General features: G+C 73.0%; 14 protein-coding genes. 6 read left to right on the forward strand and 8 right to left on the reverse strand.

Annotation, left to right across the window (positions count from 1 at the left end; translation table 11 throughout):
- Positions 1–123 precede the first annotated feature (123 nt).
- Both IEZ12_RS22670 and IEZ12_RS22675 read right to left on the reverse strand, forming a co-directional pair.
- Positions 124–1,326, reverse strand: coding sequence for an MFS transporter (locus IEZ12_RS22670; RefSeq protein WP_189274078.1), 1,203 nt, complete (start codon positions 1,324–1,326; stop codon positions 124–126).
- A 160-nt stretch (positions 1,327–1,486) separates the two neighbouring features.
- Positions 1,487–2,539 carry a hypothetical protein gene (locus tag IEZ12_RS22675; RefSeq protein ID WP_189274080.1) on the reverse strand — a complete coding sequence of 351 codons (1,053 nt, stop codon included), beginning with the start codon at positions 2,537–2,539 and terminating at the stop codon, positions 1,487–1,489.
- A gap of 93 nt (positions 2,540–2,632) precedes the next feature.
- Here IEZ12_RS22675 and IEZ12_RS22680 point away from each other — a divergent pair, with 93 nt between their 5' ends.
- The 3 genes from IEZ12_RS22680 to IEZ12_RS22690 all read left to right on the forward strand — a co-directional run bounded on the left by IEZ12_RS22680 (position 2,633) and on the right by IEZ12_RS22690 (position 5,016).
- On the forward strand, positions 2,633–3,196 hold the full coding sequence (locus IEZ12_RS22680; protein WP_189274082.1) for a DinB family protein: 564 nt from the start codon (positions 2,633–2,635) through the stop codon (positions 3,194–3,196).
- 206 nt (positions 3,197–3,402) lie between these two features.
- Positions 3,403–4,662: an MFS transporter gene (locus IEZ12_RS22685; protein ID WP_189274084.1), complete on the forward strand. Its 1,260-nt coding sequence runs from the start codon at positions 3,403–3,405 to the stop codon at positions 4,660–4,662.
- Positions 4,663–4,746: 84 nt separating this feature from the next.
- A complete protein-coding gene (locus IEZ12_RS22690; RefSeq protein ID WP_189274086.1) occupies positions 4,747–5,016 on the forward strand; it encodes an acylphosphatase in 270 nt (89 codons plus the stop codon).
- A 45-nt stretch (positions 5,017–5,061) separates the two neighbouring features.
- On the opposite strand, the gene IEZ12_RS22695 is transcribed toward IEZ12_RS22690, so the two are convergent.
- Positions 5,062–5,508 (reverse strand): cytidine deaminase, encoded by a 447-nt coding sequence (locus tag IEZ12_RS22695; protein WP_189274088.1) that lies wholly within the window; start codon positions 5,506–5,508, stop codon positions 5,062–5,064.
- A gap of 68 nt (positions 5,509–5,576) precedes the next feature.
- On the opposite strand from IEZ12_RS22695, the gene IEZ12_RS22700 reads away from it, so the two are divergent.
- A complete protein-coding gene (locus IEZ12_RS22700) occupies positions 5,577–6,191 on the forward strand; it encodes a DinB family protein (protein ID WP_189274090.1) in 615 nt (204 codons plus the stop codon).
- 57 nt (positions 6,192–6,248) lie between these two features.
- Here the strand turns inward: IEZ12_RS22700 and IEZ12_RS22705 are convergent, their stop codons facing one another.
- The 4 genes from IEZ12_RS22705 to IEZ12_RS22720 form a co-directional block, all read right to left on the reverse strand.
- A complete protein-coding gene (locus IEZ12_RS22705; RefSeq protein ID WP_189274092.1) occupies positions 6,249–7,640 on the reverse strand; it encodes an NAD(P)/FAD-dependent oxidoreductase in 1,392 nt (463 codons plus the stop codon).
- A gap of 81 nt (positions 7,641–7,721) precedes the next feature.
- Positions 7,722–8,096 (reverse strand): cupin domain-containing protein, encoded by a 375-nt coding sequence (locus IEZ12_RS22710; protein ID WP_189274094.1) that lies wholly within the window; start codon positions 8,094–8,096, stop codon positions 7,722–7,724.
- A complete protein-coding gene (locus IEZ12_RS22715) occupies positions 8,093–9,577 on the reverse strand; it encodes an APC family permease (protein WP_189274096.1) in 1,485 nt (494 codons plus the stop codon). Before IEZ12_RS22715 ends, IEZ12_RS22710 begins: the two co-directional genes overlap by 4 nt.
- Before the next feature lie 234 nt (positions 9,578–9,811).
- Positions 9,812–11,287: an extracellular catalytic domain type 1 short-chain-length polyhydroxyalkanoate depolymerase gene (locus tag IEZ12_RS22720; RefSeq protein ID WP_189274098.1), complete on the reverse strand. Its 1,476-nt coding sequence runs from the start codon at positions 11,285–11,287 to the stop codon at positions 9,812–9,814.
- A gap of 244 nt (positions 11,288–11,531) precedes the next feature.
- Between IEZ12_RS22720 and IEZ12_RS22725 the strand changes: the two genes are divergently transcribed.
- On the forward strand, positions 11,532–12,659 hold the full coding sequence (locus IEZ12_RS22725) for a PP2C family protein-serine/threonine phosphatase (RefSeq protein ID WP_189274100.1): 1,128 nt from the start codon (positions 11,532–11,534) through the stop codon (positions 12,657–12,659).
- 214 nt (positions 12,660–12,873) lie between these two features.
- Positions 12,874–13,935, forward strand: coding sequence for a 2-dehydropantoate 2-reductase (locus IEZ12_RS22730; RefSeq protein ID WP_229847802.1), 1,062 nt, complete (start codon positions 12,874–12,876; stop codon positions 13,933–13,935).
- Here IEZ12_RS22730 and IEZ12_RS22735 read toward each other — a convergent pair.
- Positions 13,923–14,369: a hypothetical protein gene (locus IEZ12_RS22735; RefSeq protein WP_189274103.1), complete on the reverse strand. Its 447-nt coding sequence runs from the start codon at positions 14,367–14,369 to the stop codon at positions 13,923–13,925. The two genes, IEZ12_RS22730 and IEZ12_RS22735, sit on opposite strands and share 13 nt — an antisense overlap.
- Between the last annotated feature and the right edge of the window lie 246 nt (positions 14,370–14,615).

Raw genomic sequence — 14,615 nt, forward strand, 5'->3', positions numbered from 1 at the left:
GCCCCGTCCCCCGCCCCGCCCCCGTCCCCGCGCCGCCCGTCAGTCCCGACACCCCCGTCCCACGTCCCACGTCCCCCGTCCCCCGTCCCCCGTCCCCCGTCCCACGTCCTGGCCGACGCCCTGTCAGTGCAGCGCAGCCCCGGCCGGCTCCGCCACGACCGACTGGTCAATCACCGCGACGGGCGCCTTCCGGTCGGCGGCCCACGACCCGGCGGCGATCAGGAACCCGATCATCGCCAGGCCCGCCCCGACCAGCGTGGGCGACGTCCAGCCGAGACCGGCCGACAGCGCGACTCCCCCGAGGTACGCGCCGCCCGCGTTGGCCAGGTTGAACGCGCCCTGCACAGTCGCGGAGGCCAGCGTCGGCGCCCTGCGGGCCTTCTGGATCACCAGGGTCTGCACGGTGGGCACGGCCGCGAACCCGGCCATGCCGATCAGCACCACCGTCACGGCGGCCGACCAGCGGGCGTGCGCGGTGAGCGCGAACAGCGCGAGCGCGCCCGACATCGCGAGGAACGCGGCGCACAGCGACGGGCGCAGCGCCCGGTCGGCCGCGTAGCCGCCGATGACGTTGCCGAGGGTCATGCCGACGCCGAACAGGGCGAGGATCAGGGTGACGGAGGAGTCGGCGAAGCCGGCCACTTCGGTGAGGGTGGGGGTGATGTAGCTGTAGCAGGCGAACAGTCCGGCGCAGCCGAACACCACGGTGGCCAGGGCGAGCCAGAGTTGTCCGCTGCGGAAGGTGGAGAGTTCGCTGCGCAGTCCGGCGCCGGGGTGGGTGGGCAGCTGCGGGACGAGGCGGGCGATGGCGGCGGCGCCGAGCAGGCCGATGGCGACCACGACGAGCATCGCGGCGCGCCAGCCGAGGTGTTGGCCGAGCAGGGTGGCGGCGGGGACGCCGACGATGTTGGCGACGGTCAGTCCGGAGAACATCACGGCGACGGCGCGGGCCCGCAGGCGGGGGGCGACCAGTTCGGCGGCGGCGACGGCGCCCGCGCCGAAGAACGCGCCGTGCGGGAGTCCGGCGATCAGTCGGGCCGCGGCGAGGAAGCCGAAGGTGGGGGCCACGGCGCACAGCAGGTTGCCGGCGGTGAACAGCGCGGCCAGGCCCACCAGGACGGCCTTGCGGGGCAGTCGGGCGGCGCCGACGGTGAGCAGCGGGGCACCGATCACCACGCCGAGCGCGTACATCGAGATCAGCCAGCCGGCTTTCGGGATGGAGACCTGCAGGCTGTCGGCGATCTGCGGGAGCAGGCCCATGGCGGCGAACTCGGTGGTGCCGATGGCGAACGCGGTGATGGCGAGGGCGACGAGCGCCAAGGGCATGGGGGTGCTCCACAACGGGGATCGACGGGATCGACGGGGTCGGCAGGCTTGGCCGGGTGTGGCGCCGACGGTATGTCAACGTTGTCAGCGCCACCCGATCCTACCGGCCCCGTCGCCCGCCCCGGTGGCGGTCGGGCGACGGTCGGCTGTCGCCCGGGTGTCAGGCGGTGGTGCGGGCGAGCCAGGCGCGGGTCTCCTCGGCGGGCAGCACCCGGAGGAGTTCGACCCGGCCGGGCAGCATCGGGAAGAACCGGTCGGCGTTCCAACTGCGCGCGTAGCTCGGCTCGTCCAGCACCAGCAGGCGGTACCCGTCGACCACGGGGATGTCGTCGGGCGTGCCCTCGTTCCAGATCCGGGTGCCGTGGGCGCCGAACAGTTCGAACGCGCCGGTGGCGACGGCGCCGCTGCGACTGCCGTCGGCGGGCGCGGGGCCGCCGGCGAGGTGGACGCTGTCCGCGGACGGTGCGGTGCCGGGGAGGTGGCCGCCGCCGATCAGCACGTGCGCGAGCAGGGTGTGCAGTTGGAAGTTGTCGCCGATGCCGCCGATCCGGAGCTGGTACCCGGTGCCGGTCGGCCGGTGCAGCACCAGCAGGGGCTCGTCGTCCAGGACGGCGAGCATGGACGACAGGCACTTGAGGTCGTGCTGTTCGAGCGCCTCCAGCTCCCGGGAGAGCGGCAGCAGCGCGGCTCCGTGCCGGCGGCGGACCTCGGTGCTGCGGCCCAGCACGGCCAGCGCGGGCGCCTGCCACTGCTCGACGGTGCACCAGGCCTGGGCGAGCCGCAGGGCCTGGTACTGGTCGTCGCCGATGCGGGCGAGCAGCGCCTCGTCGATCGACTCCTCGTCGGGCTCGGGGAGTTCGTCGGGGCCGGTGGCGCGCCAGCGGGCGGCGAACTCCAGTGCGGCGGCCAGTTCGTCGCGGACCTGGGCGAGGATCGGCTCCGCGCAGGCCGCGGCGTCGGCGCCCTGCTCGACGCAGAACCCGGCCGTGGTGGCCAGCATCGCCCGCGGCCCGATCGGCGGGAACTGCGGCAGCAGCGCGGCCAGTCGCGGTCCGGCCGCCGCGAACTCCGCCGGGTCGTCGGCGGTCTGCAGGGCCTGGATCGCGGCGCCGAACGCCCGCTCGGTGCGGTCCCCGTCGCGTGCGGCGACGCCCTGTTCCAGCTCGGTCAGGGCGTCGGCGAGGCCGGAGGACTTCTTTCGTCTGAAGATCACTGGCGCACCTTAGGGCACCTCTCCGACACCCCGTCGGCCGAGGGGGTCGAAATTCGTTTGCGGACGGCGGGGCGGGCCGGAATCATCCGGACGATGAACGAACAGCTTCCCGAGCGCTGGTCCCAGGCAGGCGTCCACCCCGACATGTGGGTGGACCCGGACGACGACCCCCGCGAATCGGCCGGTCCGAGCCCGGACGGCGAACTCGCCACGTTCCAGGACTTCCTGACGAACTACCGGCTGACGCTGCGGATGAAGTGCGACGGCCTGTCGCCCGAGCAGCTCGCCACCCGGTCCGTCCCGCCGTCGACGATGTCGCTGCTGGGCCTGCTCCGTCACCTCGCCGAGGTGGAGCGCGACTGGCGCAACTGGATCGCCCCGGGCGAGCCGGCGCCCAAGCTGTACGGCGACCCGGACGGCGACTTCGAGGGCGTGCGGCCCGAACAGTCCGCGGTGGACGGCGCCATCGCCGACCTGGAGCGCGAACAGGCCGCCACCGACGCCGAGTTCGCCAAGCACCCCGACATGGCCGCCCGGATCGGCAGCGTCCATGAGCCGGCCCGCAGCCTGTGGGTCCACCGCATCGAGGAGTACGCCCGCCACTGCGGCCACGCCGACTTCCTCCGCGAACGCCTCGACGGCCGCACCGGCCAGTAACCCCCCATGACCGGCGGTGCCCGCCCCCCACCGGGCACCGCCCGTACGCCGTCCGCGGCGCCGCCCGCACTCCACCGGCCACGATGCCGACCACGGTGCCGACCGCCGGGCCGTCCGCCGGACCGGAAAACCGCGTGCGCCCGGGCCGCCCCGGCGGTTAGCGTCGGGCGTTTTCGGGATGCGGGCACGATCCGGGGTGGAGCGGGATGAAGCAGGTAGGTGGCCTGGGGCGGCAGTTCGGGGTGCTCTGGTCGGCGTCGGCGGTCTCCACGCTGGGGGACGGGATCGTCGCGGCGGCGGCCCCGCTGCTGGTGACGTCGCTGACCAGGGATCCGGTGCTGGTCGGCCTGGCGGTGTTCGTCCAGCAGGCGCCGTGGCTGCTGCTCGCCCCGGTGAGCGGCGTGCTGGTGGACCGGATGGACCGGCGGCGGCTGACGGTGGCGATGAACGCGGCGCGGGCCGCGCTGACGGCGGTGCTGGCGGGCGCGGTGTTCGCGGGGGCGGCCTCGCTGCCGCTGATCTACGCCGTCGGCCTGCTGCTGGGCAGTTGCGCGGCGCTCGGCGACAACGCGTCCTCCGCGCTGGTGCCCGCCGTCGTCCCGTCCGAGCAGCTGCCGCACGCCAACTCCCGGATCTTCGCCGCCTATTCGGTGCTCAACAAGCTGTGCGGCCCGCCGCTGGGCGCGGCCCTGTTCGGGGTGGCGGCCGGCCTGCCGATGGCGGTCGACGCGGCGAGTTTCGCCGGCGCGGCCGCGCTGCTCTCGATGCTGCGCCTGCTGCCGCGCGACGAGCCCGCGCCGCCGGCCGCCGCGCCCCGGCTGCCGATGCGCCGTCAGCTCACCGAAGGGGCGCGCTGGCTGTGGGGGCAGCCGGCGGTGCGGACGCTGACGCTGGCGCTGTGCCTGATGAACGTGACGCTGATCGCCGGGTTCTCCGTCATGGTGCTGTACGCCCGTGAGCACCTGGGCCTGTCGGCGTTCGGCTACGGCGTGCTGATGGCGTCCGGCGCGGTGGGCGGTCTGGTGGGGGCGGTGCTGGCGCCGCGCCTGCAGGCCCGGTTCTCGTCCTCGGTGCTGCTGCGGGTGGGCCTGGTACTGGAGACGCTGACGCATGTCGGCCTGGCGCTGGCCGGGTCGGCCTGGGTGGCGGGCCTGGTGCTGGCGGCGTTCGGCGTGCACGGCGCGGTGTGGGTGGGCGTGGACCGGACGCTGGTGCAGCGGGCGGTGCCGAGCGAGCTGTTCGGCCGGGTGATGAGCGTCTTCATGGCGCTCGCGGTGGGCGGCTCGGCCCTGGGCGCCCTGATCGGCGGCCCGCTGGCCCGCGCCTTCGGCCTGACCGGCCCGTTCTGGTTCTCGGCGGTGGTGATGGCGGCGCTGACGCTGTTCGCCTGGCGCCCGTTCAGCCGCTCCATCGACGACCACGAGCCCGCCGGGGCCGTCCCGCAGCCTGCGGCCGTCGCGCACTGACGGCCCTGCCTGCCACCGCGCGCCGCCCCGGCTGCGGTATATCTCTTGCGGGCAGTGGCGGCGAGCGGGGCGAGGTGGGTGCGGGTGATCCGGCGGCGGGTGCTGGTCTCGGGCACGGTGCAGGGCGTGTTCTTCCGCGACTCCTGTCGTCGGGCGGCGGCGCAGGCCGGCGTGGTCGGCTGGGTGCGCAACCTGCCGGACGGGCGGGTGGAGGCGGTGTTCGAGGGTGACGACGCGCCGGTGGAGGAGATGGTGGCCTGGATGCGGCACGGCCCGCCCCGGGCGGTCGTGAAGCACGTCGAGGTGGTCCCGGAGCCCCTGGAGGGGCTGCTGGTGTTCGCCATCACCGACTGACGACCCGGGCCCGGCAGCCACCGGCCTGTCACCGACCGGCGGCCCTCAGCCGGCGGACGGCGCTCCTTCGTACGGCCACACCTCGTCGGGCCACACCCGGGCGAACCAGTGGGGTTGGACGTCGCGCAGCCGCATGGTGGTCCATCGCGTCGGGTCCGCGGGGACGGGCACGCCGACCTCCACGTCGGGCCCGTAGGCGAACAGCCGCTCCTGGCAGACGCCGCACGGTGCGAGCACCCAGAACCCGCGGCCTTGGTCGGCGGCGGTGACGCACACCGAGGCCACCACCCGGCGGCCCAGCTTGTACGCCTCGCAGATCGCCCCGGTCTCGTGGCACAGCCGTACCGCGTTGTTCGGCGGCTCGGGCGCGGTGCTGGTCAGCACGGTGCCGTCGTCGAGCCGCAGCGCGGCCGCGCCGGCCCACTCCTGCCCGGGGAAGCGACGGCTGGTCAACTCGATCGCGGCGTCCACGAGTTCCTGGTCGATGGCCATGATCCGAACGTTACCGGAGGGTGAAAACCCTTTGCGACCGGCTTTCGGGCGTGGCCACACTCCGCCCCATGACCAAGCAACCGGACGACGCCAAAAGGGATCTGAAGCTCTATCTGCAGGACGCTCGGGAGGCGGTGCTGTGGAAACTGGCGGGCCTGTCGGAGTACGACGTCCGCCGCCCGGTGACGCCGTCGGGGACGAACCTGCTGGGCATGGTGAAGCACCTGACGGGCGCGGAGGCCGTCTACTTCGGCGAGACCTTCGACCGTCCCTTCGAGGGTGCGCCGGGCCTGTGGGTGGCGGGCGCGGCCGAGCCCAACGCCGATCTGTGGGCCCGCCCGGAGGAGAGCCGCGAGACGCTGATCGCCGAGTACCGCCGGGTCTGGGCGCACGCCGACGCCACCGTCGACGCCCTCCCGCTGGACGCCCTCGGCCGGGTCCCGTGGCCGCCGCACAGCCGGCTCGCGCTCGGCCGGATCCTGCTCCACGTGGTCGCCGAGACCCAGCGCCACGCCGGCCAGCTCGACGTGGTCCGCGAACTCCTCGACGGCGCCACCGGCCTGCGCCCGGGCGATCCGGTCCTCCCGGACGTCTCCCCCGACTGGTGGCCCGCCCATCACGACCGGGTCGAGCGGGCCGCCCGCGCGGCGGCCCGCGCCGCGGGCGAGTCCGTCCCGGAGTGAACACGCCGTCGGCCGCCCTCGCGGGGGCGAGTGGCGGCCGGCGGAGGTGTCGGGGCGTCAGCTGTCGAAGCCGAGGCCCAGGGTGTCCATGGTCTTCAGCCACAGGTTGCGGCGTCCGCCGTTGCGGTCGGCGCGGTCCAGGGACCACTTGGTGATGCCGATGCCGGCCCAGCGGACGGGCTCGGGCGGGAACGGCAGCGGCTTGCGGCGGACCATCTCCAGGGTGGTGCGCTCGGTGGGGTGGCCGGCCAGCAGGTCGAGCATGACCTCGGCGCCGAACCGGGTCGCGCCGACGCCGAGGCCGGTGAAGCCGGCGGCGAGGGCGACCTTGCCGTGGTAGGCGGTGTCGAAGAACGCGGAGAACCGGGTGCAGGTGTCGATCGCGCCGCCCCAGGCGTTGGTGAACCGCAGGCCTTCGAGCTGCGGGAAGGTCTCGAAGAAGTGCCGGGCGAGGGTCTGGTAGGTCTGCGGCCGGTGGTCGTACTCGGAGCGGACCTTCGCCCCGTAGTGGTAGATCGCGTCGTAGCCGCCCCACAGGATCCGGTTGTCGGCTGACAGCCGGTAGTAGTGGAACTGGTTGGCGCTGTCGCCGATGCCCTGCCGGCCCTGCCAGCCGATCGCGGCGAGCTGTTCGGCGTTGAGCGGTTCGGTCATCATCGCGTAGTCGTACACCGGCACGGTGTAGGGGCGGATTCGCTTGACCAGCGAGGGGAACACGTTGGTGCCGAGCGCGACCCGGCGGGCGAACACCTTGCCGTAGGGGGTGCGCACGGCCATGCCGGGGCCGACCTCGGCGATGTCGGTGGCCTTGGTGTGCTCGTAGATCCGGACGCCGAGCCGCTCGCAGGCCTGCTTGAGGCCCCAGGCGAGCTTGGCGGGGTGGAGCATGGCCACGCCGTCCTTGTCCCACAGCGCGCCGAGGTAGGTCGGGGAGTTCACCTGGGCGCGCACCGCGTCGGCGTCCAGCAGCTCGTAGTCGCCGTACTCCTTGGCGAGTTCGTACAGTTCGGCGAGTTCCTCGACCTGGTGCGGCTCGGTGGCGACGTCGAGTTCGCCGGTGCGCTCCCAGTCGCAGTCGATGCCGTACTTGGTGACGGTGTCCTCCATGGCCTGGAGGTTGCGGGCGCCGAGCTGTTCGAGCGCGGCGAGCTCGTTCGGCCAGCGCTCGAAGCCGTTGCCGAGGCCGTGGGTGAGGCTGGCGGCGCAGAAGCCGCCGTTGCGGCCGGAGGCGGCCCAGGCGATCTCCTGGGCCTCGATCAGGACCACGTCGCAGCCGGGGTCGCGTTCCTTGGCGATCAGCGCGGTCCACAGGCCGCTGTAGCCGCCGCCGACGACCAGCAGGTCGCAGCGGACGTCTCCGGTGAGCGCCGAGTTGGCCTGCGGACGACCGGGGTCCTCCAGCCAGAACGGGGTGGGCTTGGCGTCCCGCAGGGCGTGTACGGGGTCCATGTTCTCGGTTCCTTGCCTTGGGAGGGTGGCCGGCCCGGCCGTGGGGGCGGCCGGGCCGGCAGCTGTGCCGTGGTGCGGCGGTTATCGGTCCTCGTTCTCGGCCGCCTCCGGGCCGAGATTGATGGTGTAGACCTTGCGGAGCGTCTCGTGGACGGTCCAGGTGGTGCGGTCGCCTTCGCGCAGCACCGCGAGGTCACCGGGGCCGATCTCCAGGACGGGGCCGTCCTCGAAGGCGACGGTGGCCCGGCCGCTGAGCACGACGAACATCTCGTCGGCCTCGGTGTCGGTGACCGTGCCGGGGGTGATCTGCCAGATCCCGCGGATCTGGCGGCCGTCGGCGGACTCCCAGACCACCTTGCCGGTGACCTCGGGGGTGCCGGAGACGATCTGCTCGGCGTCGAGCGGTTCGGGTTCCAGCTCTGCGTCCGGGACGTGCAGGGCGAAGCTGTTGATCATGCCTCGACGCTATCCGTTCCGGTGGCGGTGGCGGCCTTGTCACTGTGTGCCGAGTCCCGCTGCGACCCTGACAGCCCGTAGACCTCGCCGGGCACCGTCCCGTTCGCGACGGCCCGGTCGAGCGCGGCGGACTGCTTGGCGGCCTTGCGCAGCGACAGCAGCGGGTAGAGCACCAGCGAGATGCCGACCACGATCAGGCAGAGGACGACGGCCTTGGCGCCTTCCTCGTCGTACTGCTCGATGGCGGCCCAGACGCTGACGGCGGTGAGGCTGACGGTGATCAGGCCGATGCTCCACCAGCCGCCGGGGATCTTGTAGGGGCGCTCCAGCTCGGGCTCGCGGATCCGCAGCATGATCAGCGCGGCGACCTCCAGCAGGATGCCGATGTTGGTGAGGAAGACGTCGAAGATCACCAGGTTGCTGAAGCTGGAGAAGCAGAACAGCGCGTAGATGACGGACGATCCGATGATCGACGCCATCGGCATCTTGTAGCGCCTGCTCTCCTTGGAGACCCACCCGGGCAGGTAGCCGTCGCGCGAGAGCGCGGAGGGCAGCCGGGAGTAGGAGGCGAGCAGCGCGGAGAACATCGCGACCGAGGCGAACAGGCCGCCGATGGTGACGGTGTACTGCAGCCAGGGGCCGGCCAGTTGGCCCGCGATGTCGGAGAACGAGCCGTCCTTCCAGCTCTTCCAGCCGTTGTCGCCGTCCGCGCCGACCGCGAGCGCGGCGACCGAGGGCAGCAGGTAGCCGACGATGATCAGCAGGACGGCCCAGAACAGCGCCTTCGGCAGGTGCTTCTTCGGGTTCTCCATCTCACCCGCGACGGTGGAGACCGAGTCCCAGCCGGAGTAGTTCCACATCACGATGAACAGGCCGGAGCCGAAGGCGTTCCAGGTGGACTGGCCCTCCTCGGCGGTCAGCTGGGAGACCGGGTTGATGCCGTCGGTCAGCAGGTGGTAGCCGCCGATCGCGGTGAGGATCAGCATCGGGGTGAGGCAGATGATCGCGAACACCACCGAGGAGTCGCCGACCCAGCCCGCGCCCATCAGGTTCAGCAGCGTGAAGACCACGATGACGCCGACGCAGATCACCCAGTTCAGGTCGATCTTCAGCCCGGCGATCTCGAACAGGACGTGCTCACCGGGGGCGACCGCACTGATCAGGCTGGACAGGTACGAGGTGAACATGACCGGGTAGAGCGCCATGTCGACGAAGCTGCACACCCACTGCAGCACGCCCTGCTGGAAGGCCCAGAACCGGCCGAGGCCGCGCTTGACCCAGTGGTAGTAGCCGCCCTCGACGGGGATGGCGGTGCCGAGTTCGGCGCAGACCAGGGCGTGCGGAACGCTGTAGATCAGCGGCGCGATCAGGATCAGCAGGATTCCCATGCCGGGCCCGGACGTCGAGAACAGCGGCTCGATGCCGTAGGCGCCGCCGGAGACGCCGAAGAAGATCAGGGCGACCAGGGGAACCAGGCTCACGCGCTTGGGCGTTGCCCACCGGGTCTCCGGCGGGGCCACGGGGATGGCGGTCATTTTCACCTTGGCAATCGGGTGTCGGCACGAATGTGAGGTGCACGAGTCTGGTCGCCACTGTGACGAAGGACAATCATTCAATCTGTCAGACGTCTCGCCACCCCCCTGACACTCTGGCGGGCCCCGCCCGGGATTCGACGGAGCCCGCATCGCCGCTGGTCAGGTGGCGTTAACGATCGTTCACGCAGTGCAGCCGGAGTCCGCGAGCACGAAGAACCCGGCCGAAGTCTCCTTCAACGTGTGAACCACGAACAGGTTCCACAGCCCCATGTTCTGGTTCGAGCCGTTGGCGTACGCGTACCCGCCGCTCTGGTGGGCGCGGCCCGCGGCGACCTGGTTGTAGTTGTTGTCCGTCCAGCACTTCGGCGTGAAGACGCTGCCGGTGGTGGTCGCGGTGACGGCCGAACTCGCCTTCCCCACCGTGCCGTTGGCGTCCACCGCGGCCACCGTGTAGGTGTACCCGGTGCCCGCGCCCAGGCCGCTGTCGGTGTACGCGGTGCCGGTCGCGGCACCGACCTGCGCGCCGCCCCGGTACACGGTGTAGGACGCCGCTCCCGCCACCGCGCTCCAGCTCAGCGAGACCGTGGTGTCGGTGGTGCCGGTGACCGCCAGTCCGCCCGGCGCGGGCAGCTGGGTGCCGCCGCCGTTGTCGCCGCCGCTGCCGTCCAGGCCCCAGAACAGCCCCGTCCAGTACGACGAGCAGATGGTGTTCAGGAAGTAGGCGCCGGCCTGGCCGCAGTTGGCGGTACCGCTGCCCGGGCTGACGGGCAGTCCGTGGCCCATCCCCGACACGCTGTACAGCTGGACGGCCGGCCTGCCGGTGCTGTCGTTGTACACGCTCAACGTGGTGCTGCCCGGCAGCGCCTGGGTGGCGGAGGCGGTCTGCGGGATGCCCCACACGTTCGTCCACTGGTCGCGCAGCTCGGTCGCGTTGACGGGGGCGACGGTGGTGTCCGAGCTGCCGTGCCAGATCGCCACCCGCGGCCACGGACCGGTCCAGCCCGGGTTGGACGCCCGCACCTTGTCGCCCCACTGAGTGGGCGTCAGGTTCTGGTTGGAGTTCTGGCACCCGGACGCTGCGGACTGCGTGGTGGCGCACTGCGCGGGCAGGCCGGAGGCGATCGAGCCGCCCGCGAACACGTCCGGGTAGTCCGCCAGCAGGTCGGCGGCCATGCCCGCGCCCGCCGACAGGCCGGTCACGTACACCCGCGACGGGTCGCTGCCGTACAGCGCCACCGCCTTGTCGACCATCTGCTTGACGGACAGCGCCTCGCCCCTGCCCCGGGTGTCCTTGCTGCTGTCGAACCAGGAGAAGCAGGACAGCGCGTTGTTGGTCGCACCGGTCTGCGGGAAGACCACCGCGAAGCCCCAGCGGTCGGCGAGCTGCGCCCAGCCCGAGTTGCTGTAGTAGTCGGTGGCGCTCTGGACGCAGCCGTGCAGCGCCACCACCAGCGGCTTTCCGGTGGCCAGCCCGCTCGGCACGTAGCTGTACATCGCCAGGTTGCCGGGGTTGCTGCCGAACCCGGTGACCTGTCCCAGCCCGGCCGCGGAAGCCTGCGGCGCGCCGGTCAGCATCCCCGCGGTCAGCACCGCTCCCGCCACCAGCGCCTTCGCCCAGCGTCCGATCCGTCCTGCCCTGCTCGTGTGTCGTGCCATGTGGGGGCTCCGCTCTCGATGGCTCTCGGTGTGTGCTCGCACCGGGGTGGGGGGTGGTCGAGCACGGTTGGCGTGAATCATCGGCGCGCGCCGGACGGCCGCCCATGGCCCGGCGCACCACCGGCGGGCCGGCGGGCATGGTGACGGCGACCATTGAGCCCGCGCCCCGGTGATCGTCCGGGCGGTGCCGCCCGCCCGCGCCTCCCACACCCGGGCGGCTCGCCCGGGTACCGTTCACCGGGTCATGCCCACGATCACCGACAAACCGGATCCGGCTCGGCCCCGCACGGTCCTGAGCACCATCAGCCTTCTGTCGCCGTTCCTGCTGATCGCCCTGGCGGCGGCCGCCGACTCCGAGACCCCGGCCGGTCAGCGCTACGACCGCTTCGTGGTGGCCGCGCCCGCGCTCGCCGCCGCCAGCTGGGGCCCGCTGGGGACGCTGATGATCGGCCTCCTCGCCGTCCTGACCGAAGTGGTGCTGGCCCTGCTCCGGGACCACAGCGTCGGCGCGTCCGCCGCCTCGGTCATCGCCGCGACCGTCACCGTCACCCTGGCGGCCGCGTACACCGCCGGGCAGCGGGTGCACCGCGAACGCGACCTGGCGATGGTCCGCTCGGTGGCGCAGACCGCCCAGGAGGTGGTGCTGCGCCCGCTGCCGGACCGGATCAACGGCGTCGACCTCGACCTCTACTACAACGCCGCCGCCGAACAGGCCCAGATCGGCGGCGACTTCTACGAGGCGGTCCGCACCCCGTTCGGGGTCCGGATCATCCTCGGCGACGTCCAGGGCAAGGGCCTGCCGGCGGTGGAGATGGCGGCGGCCCTGCTCGGCTCGTTCCGCGAGGCCGCCTACGACGCCAAGGACCTGCCGGCGCTCGCCAGCCGCCTGGAGACCGGCCTGAGCCGGTACGCCGAACGGGCCTCCTCCCCGGACGCCGCCGAACGCTTCGCCACCGCCGTCCTGCTGGAGATCCCCGACGACCGCCCCGAGGCCCGCCTGCTCAACTGCGGCCACCCGCCGCCCGGCCTCATCCAGCCCCACGGCGTCCGACTCCTGGAACCCGACCTGCCGCTGCCCCCGCTCAACCTCTCCGCCCTGGTCGCCTCCGACTACCGCACCCAGACCGTCCCCTTCGGCCCCGGCGACCGCGTCCTCCTCTACACCGACGGCGTCTCCGAGACCCGCGACCGCACCGGCGAGTTCTACCCCCTCACCGACCGCCTCGCCCGCTGGACCGCCGAACCCTCCCCCCACCTCCTCGACAGCCTCCGCCGCGACCTCCGCCACTACGCCGGCGGCCCCGCCGACGACGACGTGGCCGCCCTCCTCGCCACCCGCCATGTCCCTGCGGACGACCGGCCCTCGAACTGACGCACCGTCGGGGGCCGCTGTGTGGCGGTGACGGGCAGGGCAACCACGGTCTGACAGTGAGTCGGGCAATCGCCGGACGCCAGTGGGCAGCGGGCCGGCTCCGCGCCACCCCGCGCCCCGGGCCGGCGTTCCCTCAGTACGGCCAATGGCGCTGACCGGGCAGGTGACCGGGCGGTAACCTCGGGGGCCGTTGCCGTCGACGAAGGAGCCTCCGGTGCCCGAAGACCGTTCCGTGCCGCCGTTGCGGATCGCCGTGTTCGGCGCGGGCAGCATCGGCTGCCGCCTCGGCGGGGCGCTCGCCTCCGTCGCCGACGTGACGCTGATCGGCCGCCCGGCCGCGATGGCCGAACTCGACCGTACCGGCCTGACGTTGACCGGACCGGGCACCCGCCGGCTGCACGCCCGGCCCGCCACCGCCACGGACGCCGCGGCTGCGGCCGGCGCCGACTACGTCCTGATCACCGTCAAGTCCGCGGACACCGCCAGGGCGGCCCGCGAGCTCGCCCCGCATCTGGACGACCGCACCACCGTGATCAGCTTCCAGAACGGCCTGCGCAACGCCCAGCTGCTCGCCGCCGCCCTCCCCGGCCGCCGGGTCCTGGCCGGCATGGTCCCGTACAACGTGGTCCGCACCGGCCCGGCCGCGTTCCACCAGGGCACCGACGGCCGCCTGATGCTCGAACACACCGCCACCCCCGAACAGCCGCCCGCTGGGCACTCCCCCTCCGCCGAGCGTTTCGCCGAAGCTGCGCGGGCCGCCGGCCTCCCGGTGGAGCTGCGTGGAGACATGCCGCAGGTGCAGGCGGCCAAGCTGCTGATGAACCTCAACAACGCGGTCAACGCGCTGTCCGGTCGGCCGCTCCGCGAGCAGCTCGGCTGTCGGCCGTACCGGCTGGTGCTGGCCCGGTGCCAGCGCGAGGGCCTGGCCGCGTTGCGGGCGGCGGGGCTGGCGCCGGCCCGTCTCGGTCCGGTGCCGGCGGGGTGGATGCCCGCCGTACTGCGGCTGCCGGACGTGTTGTTCCGGCGGCTCACGGCGGCCAGTCTGCGGGTGGACGCGCAGGCCCGGTCGTCGATGTGGGAGGACCTGCAGCGTGGTCGCCGCACCGAGGTGGACGAGCTCCAGGGCGAGGTCCTCGCTCTCGCCGAGCGGCACGGGCTGGCCGCGCCCGCGAACCGGCGGCTGCTGGAGTTGGTCCGGGCCGCCGAGTCCGCGCCGACCCCGCCGTCCTGGTCGGGTCCGGAGCTGCTGGCCGCACTCGACGATCAGGAGGTCTGATCACCCGGCTGTCGCATCGTCACATTGCTGGTGTCGACCCGGCCGATCTGCAGGGCGATGCCGTGCACGTCGCCGCTGATCTCGTTGTGGATCGTGGTCACCTCGACCCGCTGCCCGTCGCCCTGCGGGGCGATCTCGTCCAGCAGGGCGCGCAGTTCGGCGACGGCGGTCGGGTCTTCGCGCAGCACGGTGAGCAGTCGTTGCTCCCAGTCCTGCCGGACGGTCTCGCGGACTTCGGGCTGGTCGTTCTCCTCGGCGTCCAGCACCTCGGCGTAGGCGAGTTCGATGCGGGCGGCCTCCACCCGGCTCTCGCGGCCGCGGGTGAGCAGCCGTCCGACCCGGTCCCGGACCTGCCCCCAGAGGTCGGTGGCGACTGCCCCGACCAGTGCTGTCGCGCCCGAGGCCGCCAGTTCGGCCAGTTCCGTCCCCACCATGTCGGTGCCGCCCCTCGTCGTCCGTGTGCCGCCGGCCTCTACCCTAGTGACCCGCACCGACCGCCGTACGCGACTTGCCCGACCGGCCGCTCACGGAAGCTGACGCCATGACATCGCAGTGGACCACCCACGGTGTCGAACTGCTCCCCGACACCGTCCGCAAGCGCTTCCGCCCGGACGCCGACGGCGACCCGGCCCGCGAGTGGCTGGCCCTCACCCTGCTCGACCGGCACGCGCCGGGCCTCG

Source organism: Kitasatospora griseola (assembly GCF_014648555.1).
Taxonomy (GTDB): domain Bacteria; phylum Actinomycetota; class Actinomycetes; order Streptomycetales; family Streptomycetaceae; genus Kitasatospora; species Kitasatospora griseola.

Bases quoted from the DNA above. Each gene is read 5' to 3' on its own strand.
- IEZ12_RS22705 (WP_189274092.1), bottom strand. From the start codon at position 7,640: ATGGACCCCGTACACGCCCTGCGGGACGCCAAGCCCACCCCGTTCTGG.
- IEZ12_RS22670 (WP_189274078.1), bottom strand. From the start codon at position 1,326: ATGCCCTTGGCGCTCGTCGCCCTCGCCATCACCGCGTTCGCCATCGGC.
- IEZ12_RS22720 (WP_189274098.1), bottom strand. From the start codon at position 11,287: ATGGCACGACACACGAGCAGGGCAGGACGGATCGGACGCTGGGCGAAG.
- IEZ12_RS22695 (WP_189274088.1), bottom strand. From the start codon at position 5,508: ATGGCCATCGACCAGGAACTCGTGGACGCCGCGATCGAGTTGACCAGC.
- IEZ12_RS22725 (WP_189274100.1), top strand. From the start codon at position 11,532: ATGCCCACGATCACCGACAAACCGGATCCGGCTCGGCCCCGCACGGTC.
- IEZ12_RS22710 (WP_189274094.1), bottom strand. From the start codon at position 8,096: ATGATCAACAGCTTCGCCCTGCACGTCCCGGACGCAGAGCTGGAACCC.
- IEZ12_RS22700 (WP_189274090.1), top strand. From the start codon at position 5,577: ATGACCAAGCAACCGGACGACGCCAAAAGGGATCTGAAGCTCTATCTG.
- IEZ12_RS22735 (WP_189274103.1), bottom strand. From the start codon at position 14,369: ATGGTGGGGACGGAACTGGCCGAACTGGCGGCCTCGGGCGCGACAGCA.
- IEZ12_RS22685 (WP_189274084.1), top strand. From the start codon at position 3,403: ATGAAGCAGGTAGGTGGCCTGGGGCGGCAGTTCGGGGTGCTCTGGTCG.
- IEZ12_RS22680 (WP_189274082.1), top strand. From the start codon at position 2,633: ATGAACGAACAGCTTCCCGAGCGCTGGTCCCAGGCAGGCGTCCACCCC.